At 68.1% G+C, this 25,210-nt stretch carries 21 protein-coding genes and 2 pseudogenes; 11 read left to right on the forward strand and 12 right to left on the reverse strand.

Annotated elements, in window-relative coordinates:
* Nucleotides 1–121 precede the first annotated feature (121 nt).
* Nucleotides 122–658: a hypothetical protein gene (locus BKA25_RS08950; RefSeq protein ID WP_236750312.1), complete on the reverse strand. Its 537-nt coding sequence runs from the start codon at nucleotides 656–658 to the stop codon at nucleotides 122–124.
* 841 nt (nucleotides 659–1,499) lie between these two features.
* On the opposite strand from BKA25_RS08950, the pseudogene BKA25_RS27655 reads away from it, so the two are divergent.
* Both BKA25_RS27655 and BKA25_RS27660 read left to right on the forward strand, forming a co-directional pair.
* Nucleotides 1,500–1,877, forward strand: a pseudogene (locus BKA25_RS27655) (DUF6359 domain-containing protein); the annotation flags it as partial.
* A 12-nt stretch (nucleotides 1,878–1,889) separates the two neighbouring features.
* Nucleotides 1,890–2,714 carry an endonuclease I family protein gene (locus BKA25_RS27660; protein WP_375791879.1) on the forward strand — a complete coding sequence of 275 codons (825 nt, stop codon included), beginning with the start codon at nucleotides 1,890–1,892 and terminating at the stop codon, nucleotides 2,712–2,714.
* 184 nt (nucleotides 2,715–2,898) lie between these two features.
* On the opposite strand, the gene BKA25_RS08960 is transcribed toward BKA25_RS27660, so the two are convergent.
* The 7 genes and pseudogenes from BKA25_RS08960 to BKA25_RS08985 form a co-directional block, all read right to left on the reverse strand.
* Nucleotides 2,899–3,369, reverse strand: coding sequence for a hypothetical protein (locus BKA25_RS08960; protein WP_069853863.1), 471 nt, complete (start codon nucleotides 3,367–3,369; stop codon nucleotides 2,899–2,901).
* A 392-nt stretch (nucleotides 3,370–3,761) separates the two neighbouring features.
* Nucleotides 3,762–4,208 (reverse strand): annotated as a pseudogene (gene rnhA, locus BKA25_RS27665) (ribonuclease HI); the annotation flags it as partial.
* A gap of 80 nt (nucleotides 4,209–4,288) precedes the next feature.
* The gene (locus BKA25_RS27670) at nucleotides 4,289–4,978 is read right to left on the reverse strand and encodes a hypothetical protein (protein ID WP_069850653.1); all 690 of its coding nucleotides are present in this window, start codon (nucleotides 4,976–4,978) and stop codon (nucleotides 4,289–4,291) included.
* Nucleotides 4,979–5,130: 152 nt separating this feature from the next.
* Nucleotides 5,131–5,808 (reverse strand): MBL fold metallo-hydrolase, encoded by a 678-nt coding sequence (locus BKA25_RS08970; protein WP_069850651.1) that lies wholly within the window; start codon nucleotides 5,806–5,808, stop codon nucleotides 5,131–5,133.
* An 82-nt stretch (nucleotides 5,809–5,890) separates the two neighbouring features.
* Nucleotides 5,891–8,482 carry a PEP/pyruvate-binding domain-containing protein gene (locus BKA25_RS08975; protein WP_069850650.1) on the reverse strand — a complete coding sequence of 864 codons (2,592 nt, stop codon included), beginning with the start codon at nucleotides 8,480–8,482 and terminating at the stop codon, nucleotides 5,891–5,893.
* Nucleotides 8,479–9,225 (reverse strand): TetR/AcrR family transcriptional regulator, encoded by a 747-nt coding sequence (locus tag BKA25_RS08980; RefSeq protein WP_221312331.1) that lies wholly within the window; start codon nucleotides 9,223–9,225, stop codon nucleotides 8,479–8,481. Before BKA25_RS08980 ends, BKA25_RS08975 begins: the two co-directional genes overlap by 4 nt.
* A 361-nt stretch (nucleotides 9,226–9,586) precedes the next feature.
* Entirely contained in the window at nucleotides 9,587–10,384 is a 798-nt protein-coding gene (locus tag BKA25_RS08985) for a maleylpyruvate isomerase family mycothiol-dependent enzyme (protein ID WP_069850646.1), read from the reverse strand.
* A 392-nt stretch (nucleotides 10,385–10,776) separates the two neighbouring features.
* Here BKA25_RS08985 and uvrA point away from each other — a divergent pair, with 392 nt between their 5' ends.
* Entirely contained in the window at nucleotides 10,777–13,629 is a 2,853-nt protein-coding gene (uvrA, locus tag BKA25_RS08990) for an excinuclease ABC subunit UvrA (protein WP_069850644.1), read from the forward strand.
* A gap of 44 nt (nucleotides 13,630–13,673) precedes the next feature.
* Here the strand turns inward: uvrA and BKA25_RS08995 are convergent, their stop codons facing one another.
* A complete protein-coding gene (locus tag BKA25_RS08995; RefSeq protein WP_157421161.1) occupies nucleotides 13,674–15,098 on the reverse strand; it encodes a hypothetical protein in 1,425 nt (474 codons plus the stop codon).
* A gap of 127 nt (nucleotides 15,099–15,225) precedes the next feature.
* The gene (locus BKA25_RS09000) at nucleotides 15,226–15,606 is read right to left on the reverse strand and encodes a DUF1844 domain-containing protein (RefSeq protein WP_375791848.1); all 381 of its coding nucleotides are present in this window, start codon (nucleotides 15,604–15,606) and stop codon (nucleotides 15,226–15,228) included.
* A 282-nt stretch (nucleotides 15,607–15,888) separates the two neighbouring features.
* Here BKA25_RS09000 and infC point away from each other — a divergent pair, with 282 nt between their 5' ends.
* The 8 genes from infC (at nucleotide 15,889) to pheT (ending at nucleotide 23,592) form a co-directional block, all read left to right on the forward strand.
* Entirely contained in the window at nucleotides 15,889–16,488 is a 600-nt protein-coding gene (gene infC / locus BKA25_RS09005; protein ID WP_236750992.1) for a translation initiation factor IF-3, read from the forward strand.
* A 107-nt stretch (nucleotides 16,489–16,595) separates the two neighbouring features.
* Nucleotides 16,596–16,790: a 50S ribosomal protein L35 gene (gene rpmI, locus BKA25_RS09010; protein WP_069850641.1), complete on the forward strand. Its 195-nt coding sequence runs from the start codon at nucleotides 16,596–16,598 to the stop codon at nucleotides 16,788–16,790.
* Nucleotides 16,791–16,914: 124 nt separating this feature from the next.
* Nucleotides 16,915–17,298, forward strand: coding sequence for a 50S ribosomal protein L20 (gene rplT / locus BKA25_RS09015; protein ID WP_069850639.1), 384 nt, complete (start codon nucleotides 16,915–16,917; stop codon nucleotides 17,296–17,298).
* A 41-nt stretch (nucleotides 17,299–17,339) separates the two neighbouring features.
* On the forward strand, nucleotides 17,340–18,152 hold the full coding sequence (locus BKA25_RS09020) for a TrmH family RNA methyltransferase (RefSeq protein WP_069850637.1): 813 nt from the start codon (nucleotides 17,340–17,342) through the stop codon (nucleotides 18,150–18,152).
* 106 nt (nucleotides 18,153–18,258) lie between these two features.
* Nucleotides 18,259–18,762, forward strand: a complete 504-nt coding sequence (locus BKA25_RS09025; RefSeq protein ID WP_157421160.1) for a serine hydrolase — start codon at nucleotides 18,259–18,261, stop codon at nucleotides 18,760–18,762.
* The gene (locus BKA25_RS09030) at nucleotides 18,654–19,529 is read left to right on the forward strand and encodes a serine hydrolase domain-containing protein (protein ID WP_084643214.1); all 876 of its coding nucleotides are present in this window, start codon (nucleotides 18,654–18,656) and stop codon (nucleotides 19,527–19,529) included. Before BKA25_RS09025 ends, BKA25_RS09030 begins: the two co-directional genes overlap by 109 nt.
* 355 nt (nucleotides 19,530–19,884) lie before the next feature.
* Nucleotides 19,885–20,952, forward strand: a complete 1,068-nt coding sequence (gene pheS, locus BKA25_RS09035; RefSeq protein WP_069853860.1) for a phenylalanine--tRNA ligase subunit alpha — start codon at nucleotides 19,885–19,887, stop codon at nucleotides 20,950–20,952.
* A gap of 54 nt (nucleotides 20,953–21,006) precedes the next feature.
* Nucleotides 21,007–23,592 (forward strand): phenylalanine--tRNA ligase subunit beta, encoded by a 2,586-nt coding sequence (gene pheT, locus BKA25_RS09040; protein ID WP_069850636.1) that lies wholly within the window; start codon nucleotides 21,007–21,009, stop codon nucleotides 23,590–23,592.
* 77 nt (nucleotides 23,593–23,669) lie between these two features.
* Here pheT and BKA25_RS09045 read toward each other — a convergent pair whose 3' ends face one another.
* Together BKA25_RS09045 and BKA25_RS09050 are read right to left on the reverse strand one after the other, a co-directional pair.
* On the reverse strand, nucleotides 23,670–24,902 hold the full coding sequence (locus BKA25_RS09045) for a YeiH family protein (protein WP_084643213.1): 1,233 nt from the start codon (nucleotides 24,900–24,902) through the stop codon (nucleotides 23,670–23,672).
* On the reverse strand, nucleotides 24,902–25,045 hold the full coding sequence (locus BKA25_RS09050) for a hypothetical protein (protein ID WP_172803831.1): 144 nt from the start codon (nucleotides 25,043–25,045) through the stop codon (nucleotides 24,902–24,904). Before BKA25_RS09050 ends, BKA25_RS09045 begins: the two co-directional genes overlap by 1 nt.
* Between the last annotated feature and the right edge of the window lie 165 nt (nucleotides 25,046–25,210).

The following is a 25,210-nucleotide window of genomic DNA, read 5'->3' on the forward strand; positions in this document are numbered from 1 at the left end:
ACATACAGGAGGTTCTGTGCCGGGGACCACGACTCGTGGTCGCACCGTCACAATGTGATCGCTTGGTCACCCCTGTCACCGGCGAACCGATGAACGGGCGCGGGTGGAGCACTCGGAGAAGTCAGACCGCTTCGTTGTCGCCCCCGGGGCGAATCCGCTTGAACGAGTCGACGTTGTCCTGCTCGATCTGCTGGTAGAGGTTCATCGCCTGCGTGACCGCCTCGTGGGCCTCGCCGAGGATCTCGCGATACGGCGTGAAGACCCCCCGGAACGAGGTGCCCTCGCCGCCTGCGCGGTCCTCGAACTTCAGGGCCATGGCCTCGCCGACCGGGTTGGCACCGAAGGGCGCGCGGCGCGCGAGCGAGTTGGCCCGCTCGATCCAACCGTCCACGCGATCCATTTGTTCCTGCAGCATGTTCTTGATCTCCTCGCCCGCAGCGGGGTCGAGGTAGAGGTCGCCGGACTCGATGTCTTCCTTGATCGTGCCGATCCGCTTCGCCATACCGTCCATCTGGCGTGCGAGCATGGCGGGCTTGAGCTGCTCCGTTCGGGCCGCCTCGAGCTTCTCGCCTTGCTGCTGGAGGTCAGCGGGGATCGAGCTGGGAGTCGTTATCACGGTGGGTGTTAAAGCGGCGGTCTCGCCTGCGAACTCGCTCATCGGATCCCTTCGCGGTCTGTCCTAACCCGACGCCTCGCCACTCGACTTCCGGCACTCCGATTGCCGGGGGCGGTCCAGGCAGAGCTGGTTCGGTGCACGGAGTGAGAAGAAGGGGGAGCGGGACGGATTTTAGACTTCTGGTGGCGGTCAAGATAGTCCGACCCCAAGTGGTTATGACGAGCGTGCTGGGCCCGCGATGCGCAGAGGGTACAAAGGGGCAAACTCCGGGGTACGAAAGGGAAAGCACCCCACCCGAGTGTCATCGTACGATCACCGTGTCGTCATATTCGCCCACCGTGGGGCCCTGGAAGTCAACACCTGCAGAGCCTACGCCGATCGTTGCGGGCGGGCGGATCGGCGCTGAGCCGCGCACGGGACCGGTGGGTGTGCGGGCCGTTCGGTGATGCCGTCGAGTGTTCGCCCCGGGTGGCGCGACGGGTCGGATGGATTCCATCCGCGTTTCATCGGACGTGTGTGCGCATTGCCTACGGCCCCATGTCTGAAGAACGTTTCCGAATCCTGAGACCTTCCCCGTTGTCAATAGCGCGAGGATATCCGCGGTCCGTCGAGAATCCTCGCGGCGGAACGATGCGCAATTCGCTCTCGGTTCACCGGACGGTTGCCCGCGGGCGGCGCCGAGCCGTCCACAGTGGCCTGTTCGGGCTCGCCGCAGGGCCCGTCGCCGGCGCCGCGAACGGTGGTGTCAGCCGGGCGTCGTCATCGCGCTGACACCAGATTGCCTCCCGAACTTCACTAACGGGTGGTCATTTTCTGACAATCTTCCCTTGATTGACTGACAGCAGTCACGCTGTGTGAAACCTGGCCGCTAGGCGGGACACACATGCGCCTGGGGAGAGGACGACCCGTGAAGTTCACCAGACTTGGTCGCTGGAAATCGTTAGCCGCGCTGGTCGGTGTGACCGCGACGGTGTTGGCGCTGCAGGCGCCGACGGCCGCCGTCGCCGCCGACCAGCTCACCGTTGCCGAGGCGATCGCCCAGCAGGGTTCGACCGGCACCGTTCAAGGTTGGGTGGTCGGGCAGCCGACGGCGACCAACAGGGTCGTCCGCTCGGGCTTCCCGTCCGACTATGCACTCGCGCTGGCCGACTCCGCCGCCGAGACCGACCCGACGGACATGCTGTACGTCCAGATCACCGCGTCCTTCCGCAGCGAGTACGGCCTCCGGTCCAATCCGGACCTGCTCGGCACCTCCCTCGAGGTCACCGGCCCGCTGCGCAGCTACTTCTCGCACGCCGGACTCACCTCGCCCACCGGCTTCTCCCCGGCGGACGGCTCCGAACCGCCGACCGATCCCCCCACGGACCCGCCGACCGACCCGCCGACCGACCCGCCCGCCGACGGTGACTACGACGAGACCTACTACCGCTCGGCGATCGGTCTCAGCGGCGACGCGTTGAAGGACGAGCTGCACGAGATCATCGACGATCACACCGCCGTGTCCTACAGCCAGGTCTGGGACGCCCTCAAGCAGACCGACGAGGACCCGGCCAACTCGTCGAACGTCCGCCTGTTCTACAGCGGACGCTCGCAGAGCAAGGACTCCAACGGCGGCGGCTCCGGCCAGTGGAACCGCGAGCACGTCTGGGCCAAGTCCCACGGCGACTTCGGCAACGCGACCGGCCCCGGAACCGACGTCCACCACCTGCGCCCCACCGATGTGTCGGTGAACTCCGCCCGAGGCAACAAGGACTTCGACAACGGCGGTTCGCCCGTGGCAGGTGCCCCCGGCAATCTCACGGACGACGACTCCTGGGAGCCCGCCGACGAGGTCAAGGGCGATGTCGCCCGCATGGTCTTCTACATGGCCGTCCGCTACGAGGGCGACGACAGCTTCGCCGACCTCGAACTCAACGACCGGGTGTCCAACGGTTCCAACCCCTACATGGGCCGCCAGTCGGTGCTGCTGGAGTGGAACGCCGAGGACCCGCCGGACGCCTTCGAGCAGCGGCGCAACCAGCTCATCTACGACGAGATCCAGGGCAACCGCAACCCCTTCATCGACCACCCGGAATGGGCGGACTCGATCTGGGGCTGAGCGCACGCGAGCCACAGACCCGGCGCCGAGAACCAGGCTGGTTCTCGGCGCCGTGGTGTGTTCGGCGACTACTCGCCGCATGATCAACGCAATCTCCAGGTCCCCCTCGATAGGTGGGAGGGGCGGCACCGCACACGCACTGTTGAAGAACCGTGGCGAGATCGGGGAATCGCGGCAGCACCGGTCAACTCGGGGCATCGCTGATCGTCACGTCGGTGGGTGCATCGCAGGGGAAGCGCCAGATCTGTCCCGCCGTGCTGGTGGCGATCAACGCTCGGCCGTCGAGACTCACCGAGTTGAACGGGTTGGAGCTGCGGGACACGGCGAACCATTCCACGATGTCGCGGTGATCGCTGCTGGTCAGTGCGACCCAGCCGATACTGCCGTGTGCGGCGGACTCCCCGGCCAGGGCACGGCGTTTCCCGTGGGTCGCCGATGCCAGCGTGATGTCGATGTCGAGCCAGTCCATCGGCGTCCAGGCCTCGGCGCGCAGCGTCTCCCACCATCGACACGGCATCGGGGCGGCGAAACGTTCGAACTCCATGGCGGAGAGTCGGCCATCGGCGAACACGATGAAGTCGCCGTCGGGTGCTTGCCGATCCTGCCAACGCTGCTGAACCTGCGCAGGAGTCGAGATCCGGTGTGACGCTGCCATCCCTCCATGATCGGCCATCGCGGTTCGTGGTCGGACAGCCCCATCGACGGTGAGTCCGATCGCGGCACAACCCGGATCAACCGGGCGAACAGGCCCGGTCAGAACAGTGCGGGAGCCGTCTCGCCCTGTGCGCTGTGTCGTTCGCAGCGACCCCCGCCGGTGGCCACCGCACACGGCTTGCCGCTGGCGGTGGTGGCACCGCACTGCACCGCCGGATCGTGCACATGACACAGGCCGGACGCGCGGGCGACCGTCCGGCAGGGTGCCCCGGACTTCGTGACGGCCTGGCAGCGCGGACCCGTCGAAGCGGATCGGTCCGCCGAGACCTTGGTGCCCGTTGCCCCTGGTTTCCGCACCGTCGTCACGCGGACCGGCGCCGAGACCTTGCCGCCCGCCTCCTGCACGCCCTTGGTCGCGAGGCGGTCGGCGCGTTCGTTGTCCGGGTTACCCGCGTGTCCCTTGACCCACAGCCATTCGACGCGATGGCGAGCCGACGCGGCCTCCAGCAGTCGCCACAGGTCGGCGTTCTTCACCGGTTCCCTGGTGCTGGTCCGCCAGCCGTTGGCCTTCCACTTGGGCAGCCACTGGGTGATCCCGTTGCGCACGTAGGTGCTGTCGGTGTGCATTCGAACCACCGAATCCCTGGTCAGGCTCTCCAGGGCGCGGATCGGGGCGGTCAGTTCCATCCGGTTGTTGGTGGTGACGCCGGATTCGCTGCCGTACAGCTCCCGCTCGTGTCCGCCGTACCGCAGTACCACGCCCCAGCCACCGGGGCCGGGATTCGGGCTGCATCCGCCGTCGGTGTAGACGTCCACGACCTGTTCGGTTTCGTCCTGCACCCGGCAGAGGGTACCCACGCCCGGGTCGCCGCTGTTGGAGGCGTCGGTGGCCGTGGTCCACGCTGTTCGCCCGAGGTGGTTCACGGCCGAGGAAGCATCGAGGCCACCTCGGCGACCGACTGGAGGAGTCCGGCGTCGAGGTGGCCCCCGAGCCGTTCGGTCTCCGCGATGGTGACGTGCTCCCCCCGGATCTCGGAGTGATAGTGGTGCCCGGTGAAGGCGACGTCGGCGAAGTTGGTGAGCCCGCCTGCCAGCGGCCGGATGTCTCCGGAGCCGTGGACGTCGATGACCTCGGTGAACTCGCGGGCCGTCGAACGATCGCGGAACCCGACCCAGGCCACCGAGACCAGGACGTCGTTGCCCTTGCCGTCGCCCACGGCGAGCAGCATTCGATCCAGGGATCGGCACGGCGTGCGCAGGAAGAACGTCTGGACCTGGCCGAACGACGCCGCAGCGCATTCGGCGCCCCGCTCGACTCGTTGCCGCAGCGCGCGAACGCCCAACCGGTTCCACGCGCCGTCTGCATCGCCTCGGCGAGCGGCGCGTTTGCCCTGCTGGGTGCGAACCCCGAGGGATTCACCCGCCAAAGAATCCGTCACGCCCTCGGCCATCCGCACCTGCCCCGGCCCGCCCGCGCCGCTCAGGGCCGCCCCGCCGCCGAGCGTCGCCCCGCCCGCCGCCGCGGTGCCGATGGCCAACACGATCGCCGCGACCAGCGTCCCGCCGCCCTTGTCCGATCCGCCACCCTTGCCGCCGATTCTGCGGTCCATGCCGTCACTCGCCCCCTCACCGATGGTGTCCCCTCCACTAACGAGGGCGGCGGCGGGTTGTGACGGCCGTGATCGTTGAGCTGCCGAAGCAGTCGGGGAAGAGTCTCAGCTCCGTCGGCGGGACGGAACGCGGGCGGCGGGGTCGCGGATCATCACCAGCCGCGTGCGCGCCACTCGCCGAGTTTCGGGCGTTCCGCGCCGAGTGTCGTGTCGTCGCCGTGCCCGGGGTACACCCACGTCTCGTCGGGCAGCACGTCGAACACCCTGGCCTGAAGGTCGTCCATCAGACTCGTGAAGTCCTCGGGGCTCGTCGTCCGTCCCGGACCGCCGGGGAAGAGCGAGTCGCCGGTGAACAGATGCGGCGTGCCCTTCGGGTCCCGGTACAGCAATGCGATGGAACCCGGGGTGTGGCCGCGGAGGTGGATCACCTCCAACTGCGAGGCACCGACCTCCAGCGTGTGTCCCTGCTCGACCAGGAAGTCCAGCGGAACCGGCAGTTCCTCGGCGTCCGCCGGATGCGCCGCCAGGTTGGTGCCGTAGGCGCCCGCCACGGCGCCCAAGGCCTGCCAGTGATCACCATGCCGATGGGTCGTGACGATGGTGCGCAGCCGAGGCCGATCGTCGTCGTGACCAAGAAGGTCCGACAGCCGTTCCGGCTCGGCGGCCGCATCGATCATCACCGCGTCGCCGCTGCTCGGGCAATGCAATACGTAGCAGTTGTTGTCCATCGGGCCGACCGAGATCTTGGTGATCGTCAGCTCGGCGAGGGTCCGGCGCGCGGCAGGGCCGCCGGGTTCGACATGACCGGTGTACTGCTGCAACACGTCCACACGGCGAGCCTAGAACCCGGCGACCGAACCGACTGTCTCGGCCCGACCCGAGAGTCGGGGCGAGACCGCACCCCGCCCCGCGCTACCTCTCGGTGCCGCCGGTGAGCACCTCCACCGTGCCGCGCGCACCGTCGACCCGGACCCGATCGCCGTCGTGCAGGCGCATCATCGCGTTCCCACAGCCGACCACCGAGGGAATCCCCAGCTCGCGGGCGACGATGGACGCATGGGACAGCGGCGCGCCCACATCCGTCACGATCGCGGCGGCCTTCGGGAACAGCGGCGTCCAACCGATGTTCGTCACGGTGGTCACCAGGATCTCGCCCGCTTGCAGGGCCGCGCCGTCCGCAGGCGCGGCGATCACGCGCACGATCCCCTCCACCGTGCCTGCGGATCCCGGAAAGCCGGTGACGGTCGCGGCCGCCTCGGTGACGCGGCCGCGTGCATCGAACAGATCGGTACGCCGCTCGGGATCCGACGCCCACCGCACCGGATCGAACGGACCGAGGATCAACGCCGGATAGGGCGGCAACGACGAATACCGCTCGTAGGTACGGCGGCGGGCCGGGACCGCCGTGAGCGCTGCGGGACCCGTTCCGGCTTCGAGCAGCCCGAGGATCTCCTGGATGGTCAGGAAGAACAGGTCGTCTCCGTGCCCGGTCACCGCGCCCGCGCGCAGCACGAACGAACGGATCAGCGCGAAGGCCCGGATGACCTCCGACCGTGCCGACTCGCGATACCTGATCACCTCGGCCCACTTGGCGAGCCGTCGTCGCATCGAGTCGACCCGGTTCGGCGAACGCCGCGCGAACCGCTCCCAGGCCTCGTCCCTGGCCCGCTGTCGTTCCTCGATCATCGCCGTGACATCGCGCGCCGAGTCGGCCAGACCCGCCAGCTGCTCATCGATCCACTGCGGATCCTCCGCCGGGTACGGCCGCGAGACCTCGAACTCGTGCGCGCTCCGATGGCCGAAACGCACGGCGAACTCCGCCCGATCCAAGGCGCCGTTGGCCAGTTGTTCCAGACCCAACAACGGACCGAGGCTGGCCAGCGGGTCGGCTGCCGTCTGGAAGCCGGTGAGCAGGATGTCGCGGTCGGCCGCACTCAAGGTCTTACCGAGAACACCTCGGGTGTGCACCAGACGCGTGCCACCCAATCGGGTCGCCGCTTCGAGCATCCGGTTGCACTCATGGAAGAACGGTTCGACATGGTCGCGCCACAGGGCCGCCAGCGTCGCGTTGTCCTCGGCCGCCTCGATCCGCGACCGCAGGGCGGCGCAACGCCGAGGAGCCTGTTCGAAGAAGCCGGCCAGTCGGCGCTGATTGGCGAACACCCGACGGAGAACCCGTGCCGTCACCGGGATCAACCGACGCAGAATCGCCGCTCGTGACGAGGGAACCGGCGGGATCGGTAGGTCGCTCGGCAGCCTGCCGAAGACATCGCCACTCAGCTCGGTGAACCGCCGCCTGTCGATGCCGAGCGCGCCCGCCAACGTCACCGCCTGGCTGAGGTCCATGTAGAACCGGCCGCCGATGTTGCCGTAGGCGCGGAACCCCGGCAGCGTGGACGTCGCCATCCCGTCGGCCATGAAGATCTGGACCAACGACCAGGTACACGGGGTCATCACATCCGGGATCGCCTCGCCCAGATTGCCGTTGGTCCACAGCCGATAGACGCCGAGACTGTCGTTCGGGATCTCCTCGCCCGGTTCCCGTGTCCCCAGCCCGGTGATCGGCCGGGCCTGCAGAATCAGGAACCGGCCGTCGTGCCGGGCCCATTCGACATCGACCGGCATCTGCTGCGCGGACTCGATTCGCGCACCCAAGGCGACGAGCTGCCGGATCTCCGCCGGGGTCAGCACCGGGATCCGTCGTTGCTCGGCGGGTACGGGCACCTCCTCCGGGTGACCGTCGGTGCGCACAGTCATGACGGTCTTGTCGCTGATCCGTTCGTCGAGGATCGTCCCGCCCTCTCGACGCACGACGATCGAATCCGGCGTGACCCGACCACTGACGATCGACTCGCCGAGACCCCACGAGGCGTTGACGACGGCCTCGCCGCGCTCCCCGCTGATCGGATTGGCGGTGAACAGGACGCCCGCCGCATCGGCCGGGACCAATCGCTGAACCACCACGGCGAGCGCGAGATCCGTGCCGTCGACCCGATGCAGGCGGCGGTAGTCGATGGCCCGCGCCGTCCACAGTGAGGCCCAGCAGCGTCCGACCGCCGCGAGTACCGCCTCGGTGCCCCGGACGTCGAGGATCGTGTCCTGCTGGCCAGCGAAGGACAACTCCGGCAGATCCTCGGCAGTGGCGGACGACCGCACGGCCACCGGGGTCTGCTCGCCCAGCGAGCGGTAGGCGCGACGAACCGCTTCCGCCACCTCGTCGGGAATGCCATGGTCGGCGAACAGCTGCGCAACCCGCTGGGAGGCGGCCTCCGTGCCCGCCGGATCGTCATCCCGGACGCCGCCGACGATCGCGAGGATCTCGGTGCCCAACCTGGTCTCGGTCGCCCGGCGGTAGGCCTCGGTCGTGACATGGAATCCGTCGGGGACCGGGAGATCGGCGCGGGCCATTCGCGCCAGCGAGAGCCCCTTGCCGCCCACCGTGGCGAGATCGGCCGCCGGGTCCGCGAGGGGCAGTACGAGCGGCCGGTCCGGTCGATCGGTCATCGAGCACCCTCCTCGCGGTCGAACCCCATGGCCGAGCGGTAAGCCGTTCGCGCGGATTCGCCGACCTCGCCGAGGTAGGCGTCGGTGATTCGGCGGAAGCTGCGTTGTTGTGCATCGTCGAGTGGTGATTCCGGTGCGAGCGAGCGGTGGACGACGTCGCCGAGCAGCCCGTTGGACTCCGCTGCCGACACGGCGAATCCGGCGGGCATCAACGGCGTGACCATGAGGAAGCCCAGGAAGGTCGCGCTCACCATGGTGAGTTGCGCGGCAGGCGTCAGATCGGTGCGGATCAGTTTCGCCTCTCGGAGCCTCTCGAGATAGCCGGCGAAGCCCGGCGGGCCGCTGCCGCCGGTCCTGGCGTCGTCGCTGTGTCGGAGCCTGCCGAGAATGTCGAGGTCCCGGCGCATGACCGCTTCGAGCAGTGGGCGCCGACCCAGCGCGGCCGCGATGTGCTCGATGACGGCACGCAGATCCCCGTGCGTGCTCTCGGGCGCCGAGATGGCCTCGGCGAGGAAGGCCCGTTCCCGGCGCAGCAACGCGGTGAACAAGGCTTCTCTGGTGTTCCAGTGCAGGTAGATGGTGCCCTTGGCGACACCGGCCAGCCGCGCGACATCGTCGATGGTGGTCTTGTCGTAACCCCAGCGCAGGATCAGCTCGCCCGCCGCATCGAGGATGCGATGGGCCCGTTCTCGACGCCGTGCATCCGCGACACCCGGGTTGCCTCCGTTGTCCTCGTCAGCCACAGCCACCCCCTTCTCAATCACATGACCAGATATGGATATTTGGTCATGGCGACAGGATAGCCCGGCCTCGGTCGAGGTTTCGCGGAGTTCGTCGAGTACTTCGATCAGTGGGCCGTCGGGACGCGAAGCGCGAGACTGCAACCGAGGACCGAGCGCGCCGGGCAGTATGTCGGCCGCAGGCGACTCGGCGCCGCCCGAATGATCGGGGCGGAGGCCATCGCCGCCGGTCACCGTGCGGCGCGCGTCAGACGGCGGCACACCGGGTCGACAGCGTCGAAATCCGACATGGCGGGCGATCACGAACAGATCGGCCGCCATGCCGGGCGTCGTTCATCGAGGTGGTGTCAGGTGGAGCCGGTGGTCACATCCAGCCGGGCAATTCCGGCAGCGTGCCGAGCAGGTCGTGACCGTCATGCCTGCCCGTGAGCCAGCCCAGCACGGCCCGGGTCGTGCCGCGCACCGGCGGGGGACCGCCGTCCTCGCTGGCCGAACCGATGTGCCAGGTGCGTTCGGTCCCGTCGGGCAGTTCGACGACCACACTGAAGCTCGGGACGTCCGTCCGTTCCTGGTAGGGACCGACCACGCTGATGAGAAGCACTTCGAGCTGATCGTCGGGAACATCGGCCAGGCTGGTGCCGACATCGAGATCCACCAGGTGGATCCAGATCTCCCGAAGTCGGACCCAGGGGATCTCCTGAGCCTGCATCACGCCCTGTCGGGCGGTGATCTGCGCCGACCACGCATCGGCGGGTAGGGCGTCCGCCGCGACGGTGAACCGCTCTACGGCGGCCCTGATGTCCTCGTCGAGCAGTTGGGCGGGCCGGTCGGCTCCCTCGACGATGTCGGCGTCGCGGTCGGCCTCGCTCGGATACATCGGGTGCTCGACGCCGGTCCGAGCCCAGGTGAGCAGATTGACCAGTCCATCGGCGTTCCGCGCCAGGTGGGTGAGCACGTGGGCCCTGGACCACCCGGGTAGCAGGCTGGGACCGGCGGTGTCTGCGTCATCCAGTCTGTCCACCACTTCGAGCAACGCGCGGTTGGCGATCTCGAGAGCCCGCAGACCGGCGGCGGCGTGCGCGGCTGCGCCGTCGACGCTCGTCCGAGGCGCCACCAGGCTGTCCTCGAGCGGCTGTGGGTGTGAAAGGTGGAGCTCTGCCATGACTGCTTCTCTCCCCACTGCAGGGGGCTTTGCCTGCCCTTCCAGGGTAGGCCGGTCTTGTCAGGCGATGGAAGCACCCGATCGGGGTCTTGCCACTAATTTGGGTGAGGTCAGCCCCGAGATGTTCCGACACAACGGGCACTCATGTCACAAAGGGTCACCCGCGCCACTCGTGTGAGCGCGGTGTGACGAGTAAGGGCGGCCGAGCGCCGATTCTTGTCGGTGCCCCGACCTAGCATGGAAGTCGGCCTGTGCCCGCCCGGCGGCATGATTCGCCGAGTGTGTTCTCCCAGGTCTGCGGAGGGTGCACCACCCTGCCGCACAGAGAATGCCCCCACCGACTCGGGCCGGTGACATCTCGCTCGAGCACATGAGTAGTTGAAGGGACCACAGTGTCAGACCGCCTCGTCGTGCGCGGCGCTCGCGAGCACAACCTCCGCGGTGTCGACCTGGACCTGCCCAGGGACAGCCTCGTTGTGTTCACCGGACTGTCGGGCTCTGGGAAGTCGAGTCTCGCATTCGACACGATCTTCGCCGAGGGCCAGCGGCGGTACGTGGAGTCACTCTCCGCCTACGCGCGGCAGTTCCTCGGACAGATGGACAAGCCGGACGTCGACTTCATCGAGGGGCTCTCGCCTGCGGTGTCCATCGACCAGAAGTCCACCAACCGCAACCCCCGTTCGACCGTCGGCACCATCACCGAGGTCTACGACTACCTCCGGCTGCTCTACGCGCGCGCGGGTAAACCACACTGCCCCACCTGCGGACACGCCATCAGCAAGCAGACCCCGCAGCAGATCGTCGACCAGGTCCTCGACCTGGAGGAGGGCGTCCGCTTCCAGGTGCTCGCCCCGGTCGTGCGCGGCCGCAAGGGCGAGTACGTCGACCTCTTCGCCGAGCTGCCGACACAGGGGTACTCGCGGGTGCGGGTCGATGGAGTGGTGCACTCGCTCACCGACCCCCCCAAGCTCAAGAAGCAGGAGAAGCACGACATCGAGGTGGTGATCGACCGCCTCGCCGTCAAGCCCACCGCCAAGCAGCGGCTCACCGACTCGGTCGAGACCGCACTGCGACTCGCGGACGGCCTGGTGGTGCTCGACTTCGTCGACCTCCCCGAGAACGACCCGCAGCGCCAGCGCAGATTCTCCGAACGGATGGCCTGCCCCAACGGCCACCAGCTCGCCGTCGACGACCTCGAACCCCGGTCGTTCTCCTTCAACGCCCCCTACGGCGCCTGCCCGGAGTGCATGGGCCTCGGCATCCGCAAGGAGGTCGACCCCGAACTGGTCGTGCCCGACGAGGAGCTCTCCCTCGGCGAGGGAGCCATCGCCCCCTGGGCCTCCGGACAGACGGCCGACTACTTCACCCGGCTGTTGGAATCGCTGTCGGAGAAGGTCGGCTTCTCGATGGACCAGCCCTGGCGCGGACTTCCCGCCAGGGTGCAGAAGGCCGTGTTGCACGGCATCGACGAACAGGTGCACGTCCGCTACCGCAACCGCTACGGCCGGGAACGCTCCTACCACGCGGCCTTCGAGGGAGTCATCCCGTTCCTGGAGCGCAGGCAGGAGCAGACCGAGTCCGAGTTCATGCGGGACAAGTACGAGGGCTACATGCGGGAGGTGCCCTGCCCCGCCTGTCACGGCACCCGGTTGAAGCCCGAGATCCTGGCGGTCACGCTCGCCCACCGCGAGCACGGCGACAAATCCATCGCCGAGGTCTGCGCGATGAGCGTCGCGGAGTGCGCGGGCTTCCTCGGCGGCCTGGAACTCGGCGAACGCGAGCGGATGATCGCGGGCCAGGTCCTCAAGGAGATCGCCGCCCGACTCGGATTCCTGCTCGACGTCGGTCTGGACTACCTGTCCCTGGACCGTGCCGCGGGCACGCTCTCCGGTGGCGAGGCCCAGCGAATCCGACTGGCCACCCAGATCGGCTCCGGCTTGGTCGGCGTGCTCTACGTGCTGGACGAGCCCTCGATCGGGTTGCACCAGCGGGACAACCACCGACTGATCGAGACTCTTACTCGGCTGCGGGACCTGGGCAACACACTCATCGTCGTGGAGCACGACGAGGACACGATCCGGGCCGCCGACTGGGTGGTCGACGTCGGCCCCGGCGCGGGTGAACACGGCGGAAAGGTCGTGCACAGCGGCTCCTACGAGGGCCTGCTGACCAACGAGGAGTCGGCGACCGGCGCCTACCTGTCCGGCCGCAAGTTCATCGCGGTGCCCGCGAAGCGTCGGGCGATCGACCGCAAGCGTCGGCTGACCGTGGTCGGCGCGCGAGAGAACAACCTGCGCGGCATCGACGTGTCCTTCCCGCTCAGCTGTCTGATCTCGGTCACGGGCGTCTCAGGGTCCGGCAAGTCGACGCTGGTCAACGACATCCTCGCCAAGGTGCTGGCCAACAAGCTCAACGGCGCGCGGCAGGTGCCGGGCAGGCACACCCGGGTCAACGGTCTCGAGGAGGTCGACAAGCTCGTCCAGGTCGACCAGTCGCCGATCGGCCGGACACCGCGCTCCAACGCCGCGACCTACACCGGCGTGTTCGACCACGTCCGGAAGCTGTTCGCGGCCACCACCGAGGCGAAGGTGCGCGGTTATCAGCCGGGCCGGTTCTCCTTCAACATCAAGGGCGGCCGGTGCGAGGCGTGCGCGGGCGACGGCACGATCAAGATCGAGATGAACTTCCTGCCCGACGTGTACGTGCCCTGCGAGGTCTGCCGGGGAGCGCGCTACAACCGCGAGACGCTGGAGGTCCACTACAAGGGCAAGACCATCGCCGACGTGCTGGACATGCCGATCGAGGAGGCGGCGACCTTCTTCGAGCCGATCACCGCGATCCACCGGCACCTCAAGACGCTGGTCGACGTCGGACTGGGCTACGTGCGGTTGGGGCAGCCCGCTCCGACGCTGTCCGGCGGTGAGGCGCAGCGCGTCAAGTTGGCCGCCGAACTGCAGAAGCGGTCGACGGGTCGCACCGTCTACATCCTCGACGAGCCGACGACCGGCCTGCATTTCGAGGACATCCGCAAGCTGCTCGGTGTCATCGACGGACTGGTGGCCAAGGGCAACACGGTGATCGTGATCGAGCACAACCTCGACGTCATCAAGACCTCGGACTGGGTCGTCGACATGGGCCCCGAGGGCGGTTCCGGCGGCGGCACCGTCGTCACCCAGGGCACGCCCGAGCAGGTGCGCGACGTCGAGGCCAGCCACACGGGCCGTTTCCTGGCCCAGGTGCTCTGACACACCGGGTCGAGTAATCGAGTTCCCGAGGCGGGATCGGGGTGTCATCCCGCCTCGGGCTCGGCGTGGCTTCGCGGTCGGGCCCGACTGCGCAGCAGGGCCAAGACCAGCAGGGTGCCGCTGGCTGCCACGATCAACACCACGGCCAGGATGGGACTCGGTTCCGGCAGTTCGATCCGAGGATCGAAGTGCCGGGGTTCGCGCGGCAGTCCGGAGCCCGGGCCGAAGATCTCCTCGGCGGAACTGCCGTACATCTCGCTCATCTCGATGCCCCGCATGGTCTCGATCTCGACCGGTTCCGGCCGCGTCGCGAGATCGGCGAGCGAGATCAGGCTTGCGACCGCGACACCCAGGCAGAGCAGCATCCCCAACCAGGCTCGTGGATCGACCCGGCGCCGGGTCTCGGCCTTGGCCGTCGCCATGGCGCCCGCCACCAGGGCGCCGAGGCCGAACAGCACCAAGGGCCATTCGGCGGGGATCCCGGCAGTGCTGACCGCCGCGTCGCGAAACAACAGGATCGACCCCGCTGCCAGCGTGAGCGCCGCCGTCAGGAAGCCCGTGAGCGAGGACGCCACCGCGCTCCAACAGATCGCCACCCCGGTGGCCCCGATCAGGACGATCGTCGCGAAGGCCCAGCTGGTGATGCCGACCGGCGAGATGAGCCAGCCCACCACGACAGCAAGCAAGGGAATCAGGAAAGCCCCCTGCGCCAGCCGATTCCGCAGCGCAGCCGATGGTGGGCCGTCGGCGGTCACCGCAGGGTGGCCCTGATCGGCCTCGGACTGTGGCCCGTCCTCGTCGGCGAGCCGGCCGGCTTCCAGAGCCGGCTCGGCCGTCCGGTCAGCTCGCCGATCGCCAGAGCCGAGCCAGCTTCCGCTCGCCGCTCGATAGGCCCCGGCCGCGCACAACACCCCGAACCCCGCGAGCCCCGCCCAGACGCTCGGCGCCGGATCGAGGGTGCCTGCCATGATCGATCCCGCTGTCGGCGCACCGATCACCACGACGAGCAGCGCGGCCCCCGATCGCCAATGCCGCAGTGAGACCGACCGTGCGGCCGCGTGCAGGGTCGCGGCGAACACGAGCATCGCGCCGAAGATCACCAGCATCGAACTGGCCACGGCCGACCGCTCGGCCCACGTGGAGCCGACGAAGGGAAACGGGATGCGGGGTTCGACGGTCCACGGTATCGCCAAGGTCAACGCCGCACCGATCGGGACCAATTGGTGCGGCGGTCGGGGTAACGCACCCACCGCCAGGCCCGCCGTGGCGATCCCCAGCACGACCAGGCTCTCGACCTCCAGGCCCATCTGCAACTGGGGCAGACCGAAACTCGGCGGCAGGAGCGTGGACAGCGGGAACATCGCAGCGGCAGCCGTCAACACCCCGGCCGCCGCGAGGCAGTGGAACACGGTGACACTCAGCCCGGCCCACGTTGGGTTGACCACTCGGTTCGGTGGCGTCACAGTCACGCGACGGAGGGTAATGGCATCAACCGACGGTTTTGATCACCATTGGATGCCGGCTACGAGAACACGGGGGATGTGTTCGGTCTTGTGAGTCCGCGACTCAGTGCACCGGAACTCAGTGCACCGCGACTCAGTGCACCGGCCCGGTGTACTTCTCGCCGGGGCCCTGTCCGGGTGCGTCGGGGTGCGACGAAGCCTCACGGAACGCGCGTTGCAGGGTCTGCAGGCCGTCACGCAGCGGTCCGGCGTGCGCGCCGAGGTATTCGACGGACGACGTGACCAGACCGGCCAACGCGGTGATCAGGCGGCGTGCCTCGTCGAGGTCCCGATGCGGACTGGAGTCCGGGTCCTCCTCGGCCAGACCGAGGCGTTCCGCCGCAGCCGACATCAACATCACCGCAGCACGGCTGATCACCTCGACGCTGGGGATCTCGGCGAGTTCTCGCACGTCCGCCGTCGTCTCCGCATCCACCGTCTCGTCCTGCCCATCCGTTCGCAGCGGCTCGTTCACGGCTGGTACCCTTGCATGAGCGACCAGCCTTCGCGTCAGCGGGGGCGGCAAGTGGAGCCCCGCTCCCACCCGAGTCGCCGCCTCAGGCGGCCGGGTCCGGTCCCGGCGTCGACCAGGTCGATGTCGGTCTGCCGAAGGATCGACGCAGCAATGCCGATCCTTCGAGGTAGGGCACGGCGTCAGCGCCGTGCTGATCGGTCGGATACGGGCCTCGTTCGCCTTCATCGGCGGCGGGGCCTTCGTCATCCGAAGTACGGGTGCTCCTCCTGCCGTGGCGCAAGTCTGAACGTCACGAACCTAGGAGGCCCCATCAGCGCCGAGACGCGCATCAACGACCGTATCCGCGTACCGGAGGTCCGTCTTGTCGGACCCAACGGTGAGCAGGTGGGGATCGTCCGCATCGAGGACGCGCTCCGACTCGCCCAGGAAGCGGATCTAGACCTCGTCGAGGTCGCCCCGCAGGCTCGGCCGCCGGTCTGCAAGCTGATGGATTACGGCAAGTTCAAGTACGAGAGCGCGCAGAAGGCTCGCGAGTCTCGCCGTAACCAGCAGCTCACGGTCATCAAGGAGCAGAAGCTTCGGCCTAAGATCGACTCGCACGACTACGCGACGAAGCGGGGCCACGTGGTCCGCTTCCTCGAGCACGGCAACAAGGTCAAGGTGACCATCATGTTCCGTGGTCGTGAGCAGTCCCGACCGGAGCTGGGCTATCGCCTGCTCCAGCGTTTGGCCGATGACGTGGCCGAGCTGGGATTCGTGGAGGCGACACCGAAGCAGGACGGTCGAAACATGATCATGGTGCTTGCCCCGCACAAGAAGCAGCCGCCGAAGGGCAAGTCCGGCGAGGACGTCGACGAGGCCGTCGCCGAGGGTGGCGAGTAGTCGAGTCACTGCGTTCGTGGGCGGGGCCGTCCCCGTGCGGCCCGCCCACGCAGTGCCAGAAGTGAAGGTCGTCGAACAACGGCGACCAGACGAGACAAGGACAGGACATGCCGAAGCAGAAGACGCACAGCGGCGCCTCCAAGCGGTTCCGGGTCACCGGCACCGGCAAGATCCGCCGTGAGCGGTGCGGTCACCGGCACTACCTGGAGCGCAAGGAGAGCAAGCTCGCTCGTCGGCTGGAGGGCACCATCGAGGTCTCCGCCAACGACGCGCCCCGCATCAAGCGGATGCTCGGTCGCTAGAAGGTCCTCGGCTGCGACGTCGATCGTCTAGACCTCGACGGTCCGACTCGCCGTTGCAGTACCGACCCATCACTACCCGCCGGGGCACGAGCATCTCGCCCCTAGAGATTGACAGGACGGAACCGTGGCACGCGTCAAGCGAGCTGTGAACGCCCACAAGAAGCGCCGTGCGGTGCTCGAGCAGGCCAGCGGCTACCGGGGCCAGCGCTCCAGGCTGTACCGCAAGGCCAAGGAGCAGATGCTCCACTCGCTCACCTACGCCTACCGGGACCGCCGTGCCCGCAAGGGTGACTTCCGCAAGCTGTGGATCACCCGGATCAACGCTGCGGCCCGCCTCAACGGAATCAGCTACAGCAGGCTGATCCAGGGTCTGCGGCTGGCCGAGATCGAGGTCGACCGCAAGATCCTCGCCGAGCTCGCGGTGAACGACCCCGAGACTTTCGCGGTGCTCGCGGAGGCTGCCAAGGCAGCACTGCCGATCGACGAGGACCAGGAGAACGCGGCCTGAGTGCCGACCAACGCACCACGCGACCCGGGGTCGTTCCGGACTTGTTCACGGAGCGAACGCCCCGGGTCGCTGCTGCGCGCCGACTGACGACTCGAAGCGGCCGCGACCGCGCGGACCGATTCCTGGCCGAGGGAGCCCAAGCGGTTCGAGAGGCCCTGGACTGGTCGGAACGCGGCGCGGGTCCGGTCTTCGAGTTGTTCGCGACGCCGATCGCCGCCGAACGGCATGCCGAGCTGTGGCAACGCGCCGCCGCTGCGGGAGTCACGACCAGCCTGATCACCGAGAAGGCCGCCGCCGGATTGTCCGAGACAGTGACTCCGCAAGGCTTGGTCGCGGTCTGTGGTCTCGTCGACATCCCGCTGTCCGCCGCATTGACCGGTCGTCCGACCTTGGTCGCGGTCCTGTCGGAGATCGCCGATCCGGGCAACGCGGGCACCGTGTTGCGGGTGGCCGACGCTGCGGGCGCAGACGCGGTGATCTTCGCGGGCTCGACGGTCGATCCGCACAACGGCAAGTGCGTCCGCGCCACCACCGGAAGCCTCTTCCACCTGCCGGTGACCCGGGAGCGCGACGTCGATGCCGTGCTCGCCGCCTGTCGCGCCGCCGGACTCCGCCTGGTCGCCGCCGACGGCTACGCCGACCAGAACCTGGACGCCGCCGATCGCGCGGGCGACCTTGCCCAACCCACCGCGTGGTTGTTCGGCAGCGAGGCCCACGGCCTTTCCGAACAGGTGCGCGCGCAAGCCGACACCGGCCTCGCGGTGCCCCTGTACGGCCGAGCGGAGAGCCTGAACCTGGCCACCGCCGCCGCCGTCTGCCTGTACGCCAGCGCCCGCGCGCAGCAGGCCCGCTGACGGGAGACCTCCCCTGCCTGTGCAGCACCTGCCCAGGCCGGCTACCTGGAATAGTCCGCCCTGCCAGCGAATCATTCGGAGAGAATTCGGTCTGAGGAGAAGGCCGTTGAGCGTTCGGGTGGCCGGAGCACCACAAACCCGTCGACGGGTGACGCTGACGGTCGTCGCCAGCCTGACAGTGCTGGCCACGGTGGCCGCCTGCACCGGGCCCGCTGACACCGAGACACCGCCGAATTCTGCACACGACCTCCCGGTTACACAGTTGACCGCGTTGTTGGACGACGCCATCACCGCGGGCGTGCCTGGGGGTGTGGTTCGCATCGACGACGGCTCCGGAGAACCGATCGAGATCGCGCGGCAGGCCGACTGGACCACCGACGATCACGGCCTTGCGGCCAGAGATCAATTCCGGATGGGATCGAACGCCAAGACCATGATCGGCGTGCTCGTGCAGCAGTTGGCCGCCGAACAACAGCTCGCTCTGACCGATCCGATCGAGAGATGGCTGCCCGGCGCGGTGCCCAACGGTTCCGAGATCACTCTGCACATGTTGCTGAACCACACGAGCGGCCTCGACGACTACATCTACGAGCCCGACGTACGGCACTGATCGCAGGTCACGGAACGCCGCCGCTGCCTGCCCGACTGCTCGAAACACCGGCGGGCCTTCCCGCATCGTCGGCCCCGGGGACCACCTACTCCTACAGCAACACCAATTACATCGCCCTGGGCATGGTGTTGGAGAAGGCAGGCGGCGAGAACCTGGAAACGTTGTTACAGCAACGAATTCTCCATCCGCTGAGGCTGGCTGACACCTACTTGGCCACCGACAGGGAGTCCCGCGACGGCGAGCGGTTGGCCGATGGATACGAACCGGACGCCGAGCACCTCGCACCCCTGCCGCCGTCCGGCACACCCGAGGACGCCGCCTTCGTAGGCGATGCCCGTGGTGATCACGTCCTGGTCACGTCGACCGACCCGTCTTGGGCATGGGCTGCGGGTGCGGTCGTATCCACTCCGCAGGACTGGCAGGAATTCCTACGCGCACTGCTGTCGGGCGAGGTGTTGCCAGACACGCAACTGGCCGAGATGAAGGAGACGGTCGCGGTGAATCCCGACGAACCTGCGGGCACCCGATATGGCCTGGGGCTCGAGCAGTACCAGAGCCCGTGCGGGGCGGTCTGGGGTCACACCGGCGGTATCACCGGCTATTCCAGCGTGAACTACGTCGATGAGGCGGGCACCCGATCGGTCACCGTTGTCACCACGACTCAGTTCGGTTTGCTCGATCCCGAGCGGCAGGCAGCCAACCGAGCGGTGGTCGACGGCGCCATCTGCACGATGCTGGGTCAGCCCCTACCTGCTGTGACCGAGTGAGAACGCCGGCCAGTCTCCTCGCGTGTCGGGCCTGCCTCGTGGTCGGCCACGATTCCTCTGGAACGCCCCGGTAACCGGGTGAAACCGGTTCCCTAACCCGACACCGAGCCTTCGCTCAATCAGCCCCGACTTCGGAACACCATCGGAGCTGGCCGAACCGCAGCGGTCGCCGGTTGCCGCCTGTCGTCGGAACCGCAGATCCGGGCGACGTCTCATCGAGTCCACGACTGCTTCGACGGCTGAGGTAATCAGGGTGCGGTCGGGTCTGGCTCGTCGGCTAAAATGGGCAGCTGCCTGCGGCATCGACGTTGCAGGTGCGATTCATCCTGTGACGACCCTGGGAGTGCCCGAGCTCATGTCCGGAGTCAATGACAGCTACGACCCGAAGGAGGTCGCCGCGCTCGCGCCGGAGACCCTGCAACTCGCGGTCGAAGCGGCCCGCGAGGCCTTCGCCAAGGCCGTCGACCTGGACGAACTCGGTGTCGCGAAGCCCGCCCACCTCGGTGATCGATCGCCGTTGTTGTTGGCGCGTCGCGAGATCGGCGCATTGCCGCCCGCCGCGCGATCCGAGGCGGGCAAGCGGGTCAACGAGGCGCGACAGGCGATCGAGGGGGCCTTCGAAGAGCGCAAGGCGGTGCTGTACGCCGAACGTGACGAGCGGGTCCTTCGAGAGGAGACCGTCGACGTCACGCTGCCGGTCGATCGACACACCGCGGGCGCCCGTCATCCCCTGACTGTGCTGGCCGAGCGGGTCGCCGATGTCTTCGTGGCCATGGGCTACGAGATCGCCGAGGGCCCGGAGCTGGAAGCCGAGTGGTTCAACTTCGATGCGTTGAACCTCGGCAAGGACCACCCGGCCCGCTCGATGCAGGACACCTTCCACGTCGCACCCGCAGAGTCCGGTCTGGTGCTGCGGACGCAGACCTCCCCGATGCAGATCAGGACGCTGCTGGCCCGTGATCTCCCGGTTTATGCGGTCGGTCCGGGTCGTACCTTCCGCAGCGACGAGTTGGACGCCACCCACACCCCGGTCTTCCACCAGACCGAGGGCATCGCGGTCGACAAGGGCCTGACCATGGCCCACCTCAAGGGCACCCTGGATGCTTTCGCGGCCGCGATGTTCGGCCCCGGAACGCGAACCCGGCTGCGGCCGTCGTTCTTCCCCTTCACCGAGCCCTCCGCCGAGGTCGACGTGTGGTTCGAGGAGCGCAAGGGCGGCGCGGGCTGGGTCGAATGGGGCGGCTGCGGCATGGTCAACCCCAACGTCCTTCGTGCCTGCGGCGTCGACCCCGAGGTGTACTCGGGGTTCGCGTTCGGAATGGGCCTGGAACGCACTCTGCAGTTCCGCAACGGCATCCCGGACATGCGTGACATGGTCGAGGGCGACGTCCGGTTCACCCTTCCCTTCGGTGTGCAACCGTGATCCGACGCCATCGATCAATCCGGACGACCCGGTCGACAAGAGAGGCCTGAGCAAGTGCGTATCCCGGTTTCCTGGTTGGTCCAGCATCTGGTGGAACCGCCAGCGGACATCACACCGGAGCAGTTGGCTGAGGCGTTCGTGCGGATCGGCCTGGAGGTCGAATCCGTCGACACGCTTGGTCCGGTCACCGGCCCGCTGGTCATTGGGCGGGTCGTCGAGATCGAGCAGTTGACCGAGTTCAAGAAGCCCATCCGGTTCTGCCGGGTCGAGGTCGGAAGCCTCGGGCAACCCGCCGGCGACGCGACTGCGGGCGGCGCGGACAACGACGCCGATCGGCCGTTCGAGGGCGACCCCAATCCCGCCGTTCGGGAATCGGGCGGCGAACCCGACATCCGAGGGATCGTCTGCGGCGCCAGCAACTTCGTCGAAGGCGACCTCGTCGTCGTCGCGCTGCCCGGAGCGGTGCTGCCGGGCGATTTCGTCATCAGCTCGCGCAAGACCTACGGTCGCATCAGCGATGGAATGATCTGCTCGGCCAAGGAACTGAACCTCGGCGACGACCACTCCGGAATCCTGGTGCTGCCCTCGGGCACGGCCGTTCCCGGCACCGACGCCGTGGAGAAGCTGGGACTCACCGATTCGGTCATCGAGTTGGCGATCACCCCGGACCGGGGTTACTGCTTCTCGCTGCGCGGCCTGGCCAGGGAGATGGCCTGCGCATTGGACCTGTCCTTCGCCGACCCCGCCGTGCTCGACCTCCCCGAGTCCGACGGCGATGCCTGGCCGGTGCGGATCGAGGACGAGACCGCCTGCTCCCGATTCGTCTTCCGCCGGATCACCGGCCTCGACCCCACGACGCCGACGCCCTGGGTGATCCGTCGTCGCCTCATGCTGTCGGGCATCCGGTCGATCTCGCTCACCGTCGACCTGACGAACTACGTGATGCTGGAGGTCGGCCAGCCGCTCCACGCCTACGACGCCTCGAAGGTGCGGGGCACGGTCGTGGTGCGCAAGGCGGTCGAGGGCGAGAAGTTGGAGACCCTCGACGGTCAGACCAGGACCTTGGACCCGGACGACATCGTGATCTGCGATGACACCGGACCGATAGGCCTTGCCGGGGTCATGGGCGGCGCTAAGACCGAGATCGGGCCCACGAGCACCGACATCCTGATCGAGGCGGCCTCGTTCGACGCGGCCAACGTGGCTCGGATGGTGCGCAGGCACAAGCTGCCCAGCGAGGCCGCGAAGCGTTTCGAGCGGGTCGTCGACCCGGCGCTGCCCGCCGTGGCCGCAGAACGAGTGGTCAAGACGCTGTTGCATTGGGCGGAAGGCGGCCTGCACCGGGGCCGGACCGATGTGGGCGACCCGCAGGTGCCCGCAGCGGTGACCATGCCGTTGGCATTGCCGGACGAGGTCGCGGGCGTGCGGTATGCGCGCGGCGTCACGGCGCGCAGGCTGCAGCAGATCGGCTGCCGGGTCGAGGTCGGAACCACCGATGACGGAACCGCCGTCGTCAAGGCGACCCCGCCCACCTGGCGATCGGATCTCGTTCAGGCCGCGGACCTGGTCGAGGAGGTGCTGCGGTTGGAGGGCTATCACACGATTCCCTCGATCCTGCCCTCCGTACCGGTGGGTCGTGGCCTCAGCGATGGCCAGCGTCGACGCCGTGCCGTCTCTCGCGCGATGGCCTCGGCCGGGTACACCGAGATCCTGCCGTTCCCCTTCGCGGGCAAGGCCGATTGGGACGCGTTGAACCTGCCCGCCGATGACGCGCGCAGGCGGACCATGCGGTTGGCCAACCCGTTGGAGGCCGACCGAGGCGAGATGGTCACCACGCTGCTGCCGGGTCTGTTGGACGCGGTGGTGCGCAACGTGGCTCGCGGACACCGCGACCTCGCGCTCTTCCACATCGGCCAGGTCGTGCAGCCCACCGAGGAGCAGGCTCCGATGCCGCAGGTGGGTGTGACGCAGCGGCCGTCCGATGAGCAGATCGCGGCGTTGTTCGCGGCGCTGCCCCCGCAACCGCTGCACGTCGCCTCGGTGTTGGCGGGCAAGCGTGAGCTGTCCGGTTGGTGGGGAGCGGGTCGCATCGCCGATTGGTCCGACGCCGTGTCGGTCGCCTTGCTCGTCGCGGAGACCGCCGGTGTCGAGCTGCAGGTGGCACCCGGCGACCTCGCACCCTGGCATCCGGGCCGTTGCGCCCGGTTCTCGGTCGATGGCACGGTCGTCGGTCATGCCGGTGAGCTGCACCCGAAGGTCGTCGAGGCTCTCGGATTGCCGAAGCGGACGTGTGCGATGGAGCTCGACCTCGATGCGATCCCGCTGACCGACCGCAGGCCGTCGCCGAAGATCTCCGCGTACCCGCCGGTGCTGCTGGATCTGGCGCTGGTCGTCGACTCGACGGTGCCTGCGGCAGCGGTGACCGATGCGGTTCGGGCAGGTGCGGGCGAGCTGATCGAGGATGTTCGGCTGTTCGACGTCTTCACCGGCGAGCAGGTGGGCGAGGGCAAGCGGTCGTTGGCCTTCTCGCTGCGGTTCCGGGCTCCGGATCGGACCTTGACCGTGGAGGAGGCGACTGCGGCTCGTGACGCGGCGGTGGCCGAGGCCACCAGCCGGGTAGGCGCGGAACTGCGGTCCTGACATCGCCAGATCGTCGGGTAGACCGGGGTGACTCCCGATCTACCCGACGATTTCTCGTTGGCCTGCTGCCGCGATGCTCAGACCGTCAACGAACTGAACAACAGGGTCGCCAGCCCGAGGCCTGCCAGCAGGTTCACCCCGGTCGCTGCTGCGAAGACGCCGATCGGCCGCCAGCCCGCCTCGCGTAGCGCACTGCCTCGGAACTCCAGGCCGATGCTGATGAAGGCCAGGATCAAAAACCACGCTCGCAGGTCGTTGACGACGCCGATCACGTCGCCCGACGTCGCCGGATCGGCCACCGACTGGTACCAGGTGGCGATGACCGAGGCGAGGATGAAGCCGAGCACGAACTTCGGGAAGCGTTCCCACAGTGCCGACAGACCGGGACGCGGTGCATCGGGATTCCGCTCCACCTTGAGGGTGAAGTAGGCGGTCAGCGCGACCGCGACCACTCCCATCAGCGCATTCTGGGTGACCTTGACGATGCTGGCGATCTGTAAAGCCTCCTCGCCTGTGAGGGTGCCCGCTGCGGTGACGGCCGCCGTCGTGTCGATGTTGCCGCCGATCCACGCGCCCGCCACGGCGGGGCTCAAGCCGAACGCCTCGGCGAGGATCGGCAGAAGGAAGATCGAGGGCAGCGCGAAGAAGATGACCAGGCTCGCCGTGTACGCCAGCTGCTCGCGCTTGGCCTGCACGGCTCCGGCCGCCGCGATCGCCGCGCTCACACCGCAGATGGACACCGCGGAGGCGAGCAACGCGCGAAGTCGGTCGTCCAGCCGAAGCCTCCCGCCCAACCACCAGGTGAATCCGAAGACCACGGTGATCAGCAGGACGGCCTGCGCGATAGCGGGGCCGGCCGCGCTGACGACCACCGCGAGATTGATCGATGCCCCGAGGAGAACCAGGCCGGTCTTGATGAAGAACTCGGTGCGGAAGGCACCGCTGAGTCGATCGCGGATCCCTGCTCTGGAGAGCACCAGATTCGCCAGCAGGCCAAGGAGGATCGCGTAAACGGGGTACTCGACGGCACCGAGGAACTCCTCGGCCGCAGTGCCCTCGACGGCCGCCGGTACCTGCTGTTCGAGGATCCGGACGAGGATCGCCAGCAGCACGACGACGATCAAGCCTGCCGCAGTCCAGGCGATCGTGGGTGTCGGATCCGGAGTGGACTCGTCGGTCCGCTCGGCCGGATCGGTGGTCGTCTCGATCGGGACAGCCGAGTCGGACTCGGTCGTCTCCGGCTTCGGCTCCGTAGGCGTCGAGGCGCTGGGGGAGTGGTGTGGTGGGCGTTCGATCCCCGGGTCGCTCATCACGGCACCAACCCGACCGGGATGACACCGAGCAGCGTCAGCACCAGAAGAAGTAGACCGAGGCCGGTCGCGGCCCAGTCCTCGTTGATCGTGAACCGGCGTTTCTCATCGTGGGGCGGGCCTGCATCGGCTACACCGCTCATGGGCTTCCCTCTTCGCCATTCAAGATGTGGGGTGCCGGTGAAACTACTGTCGAATCGGATGGCCGCCTAGATCGACGAGTCCCACGACCACATGGTGGAACCACTTTCCTCACCGACTGGCAACAAGCAGAATCGTCCGATGAGCTCGCCATGCGAAGGAGTGGT

It is taken from the genome of Actinoalloteichus hymeniacidonis, assembly GCF_014203365.1.
GTDB classification, from domain to species: Bacteria; Actinomycetota; Actinomycetes; order Mycobacteriales; family Pseudonocardiaceae; genus Actinoalloteichus_A; species Actinoalloteichus_A hymeniacidonis.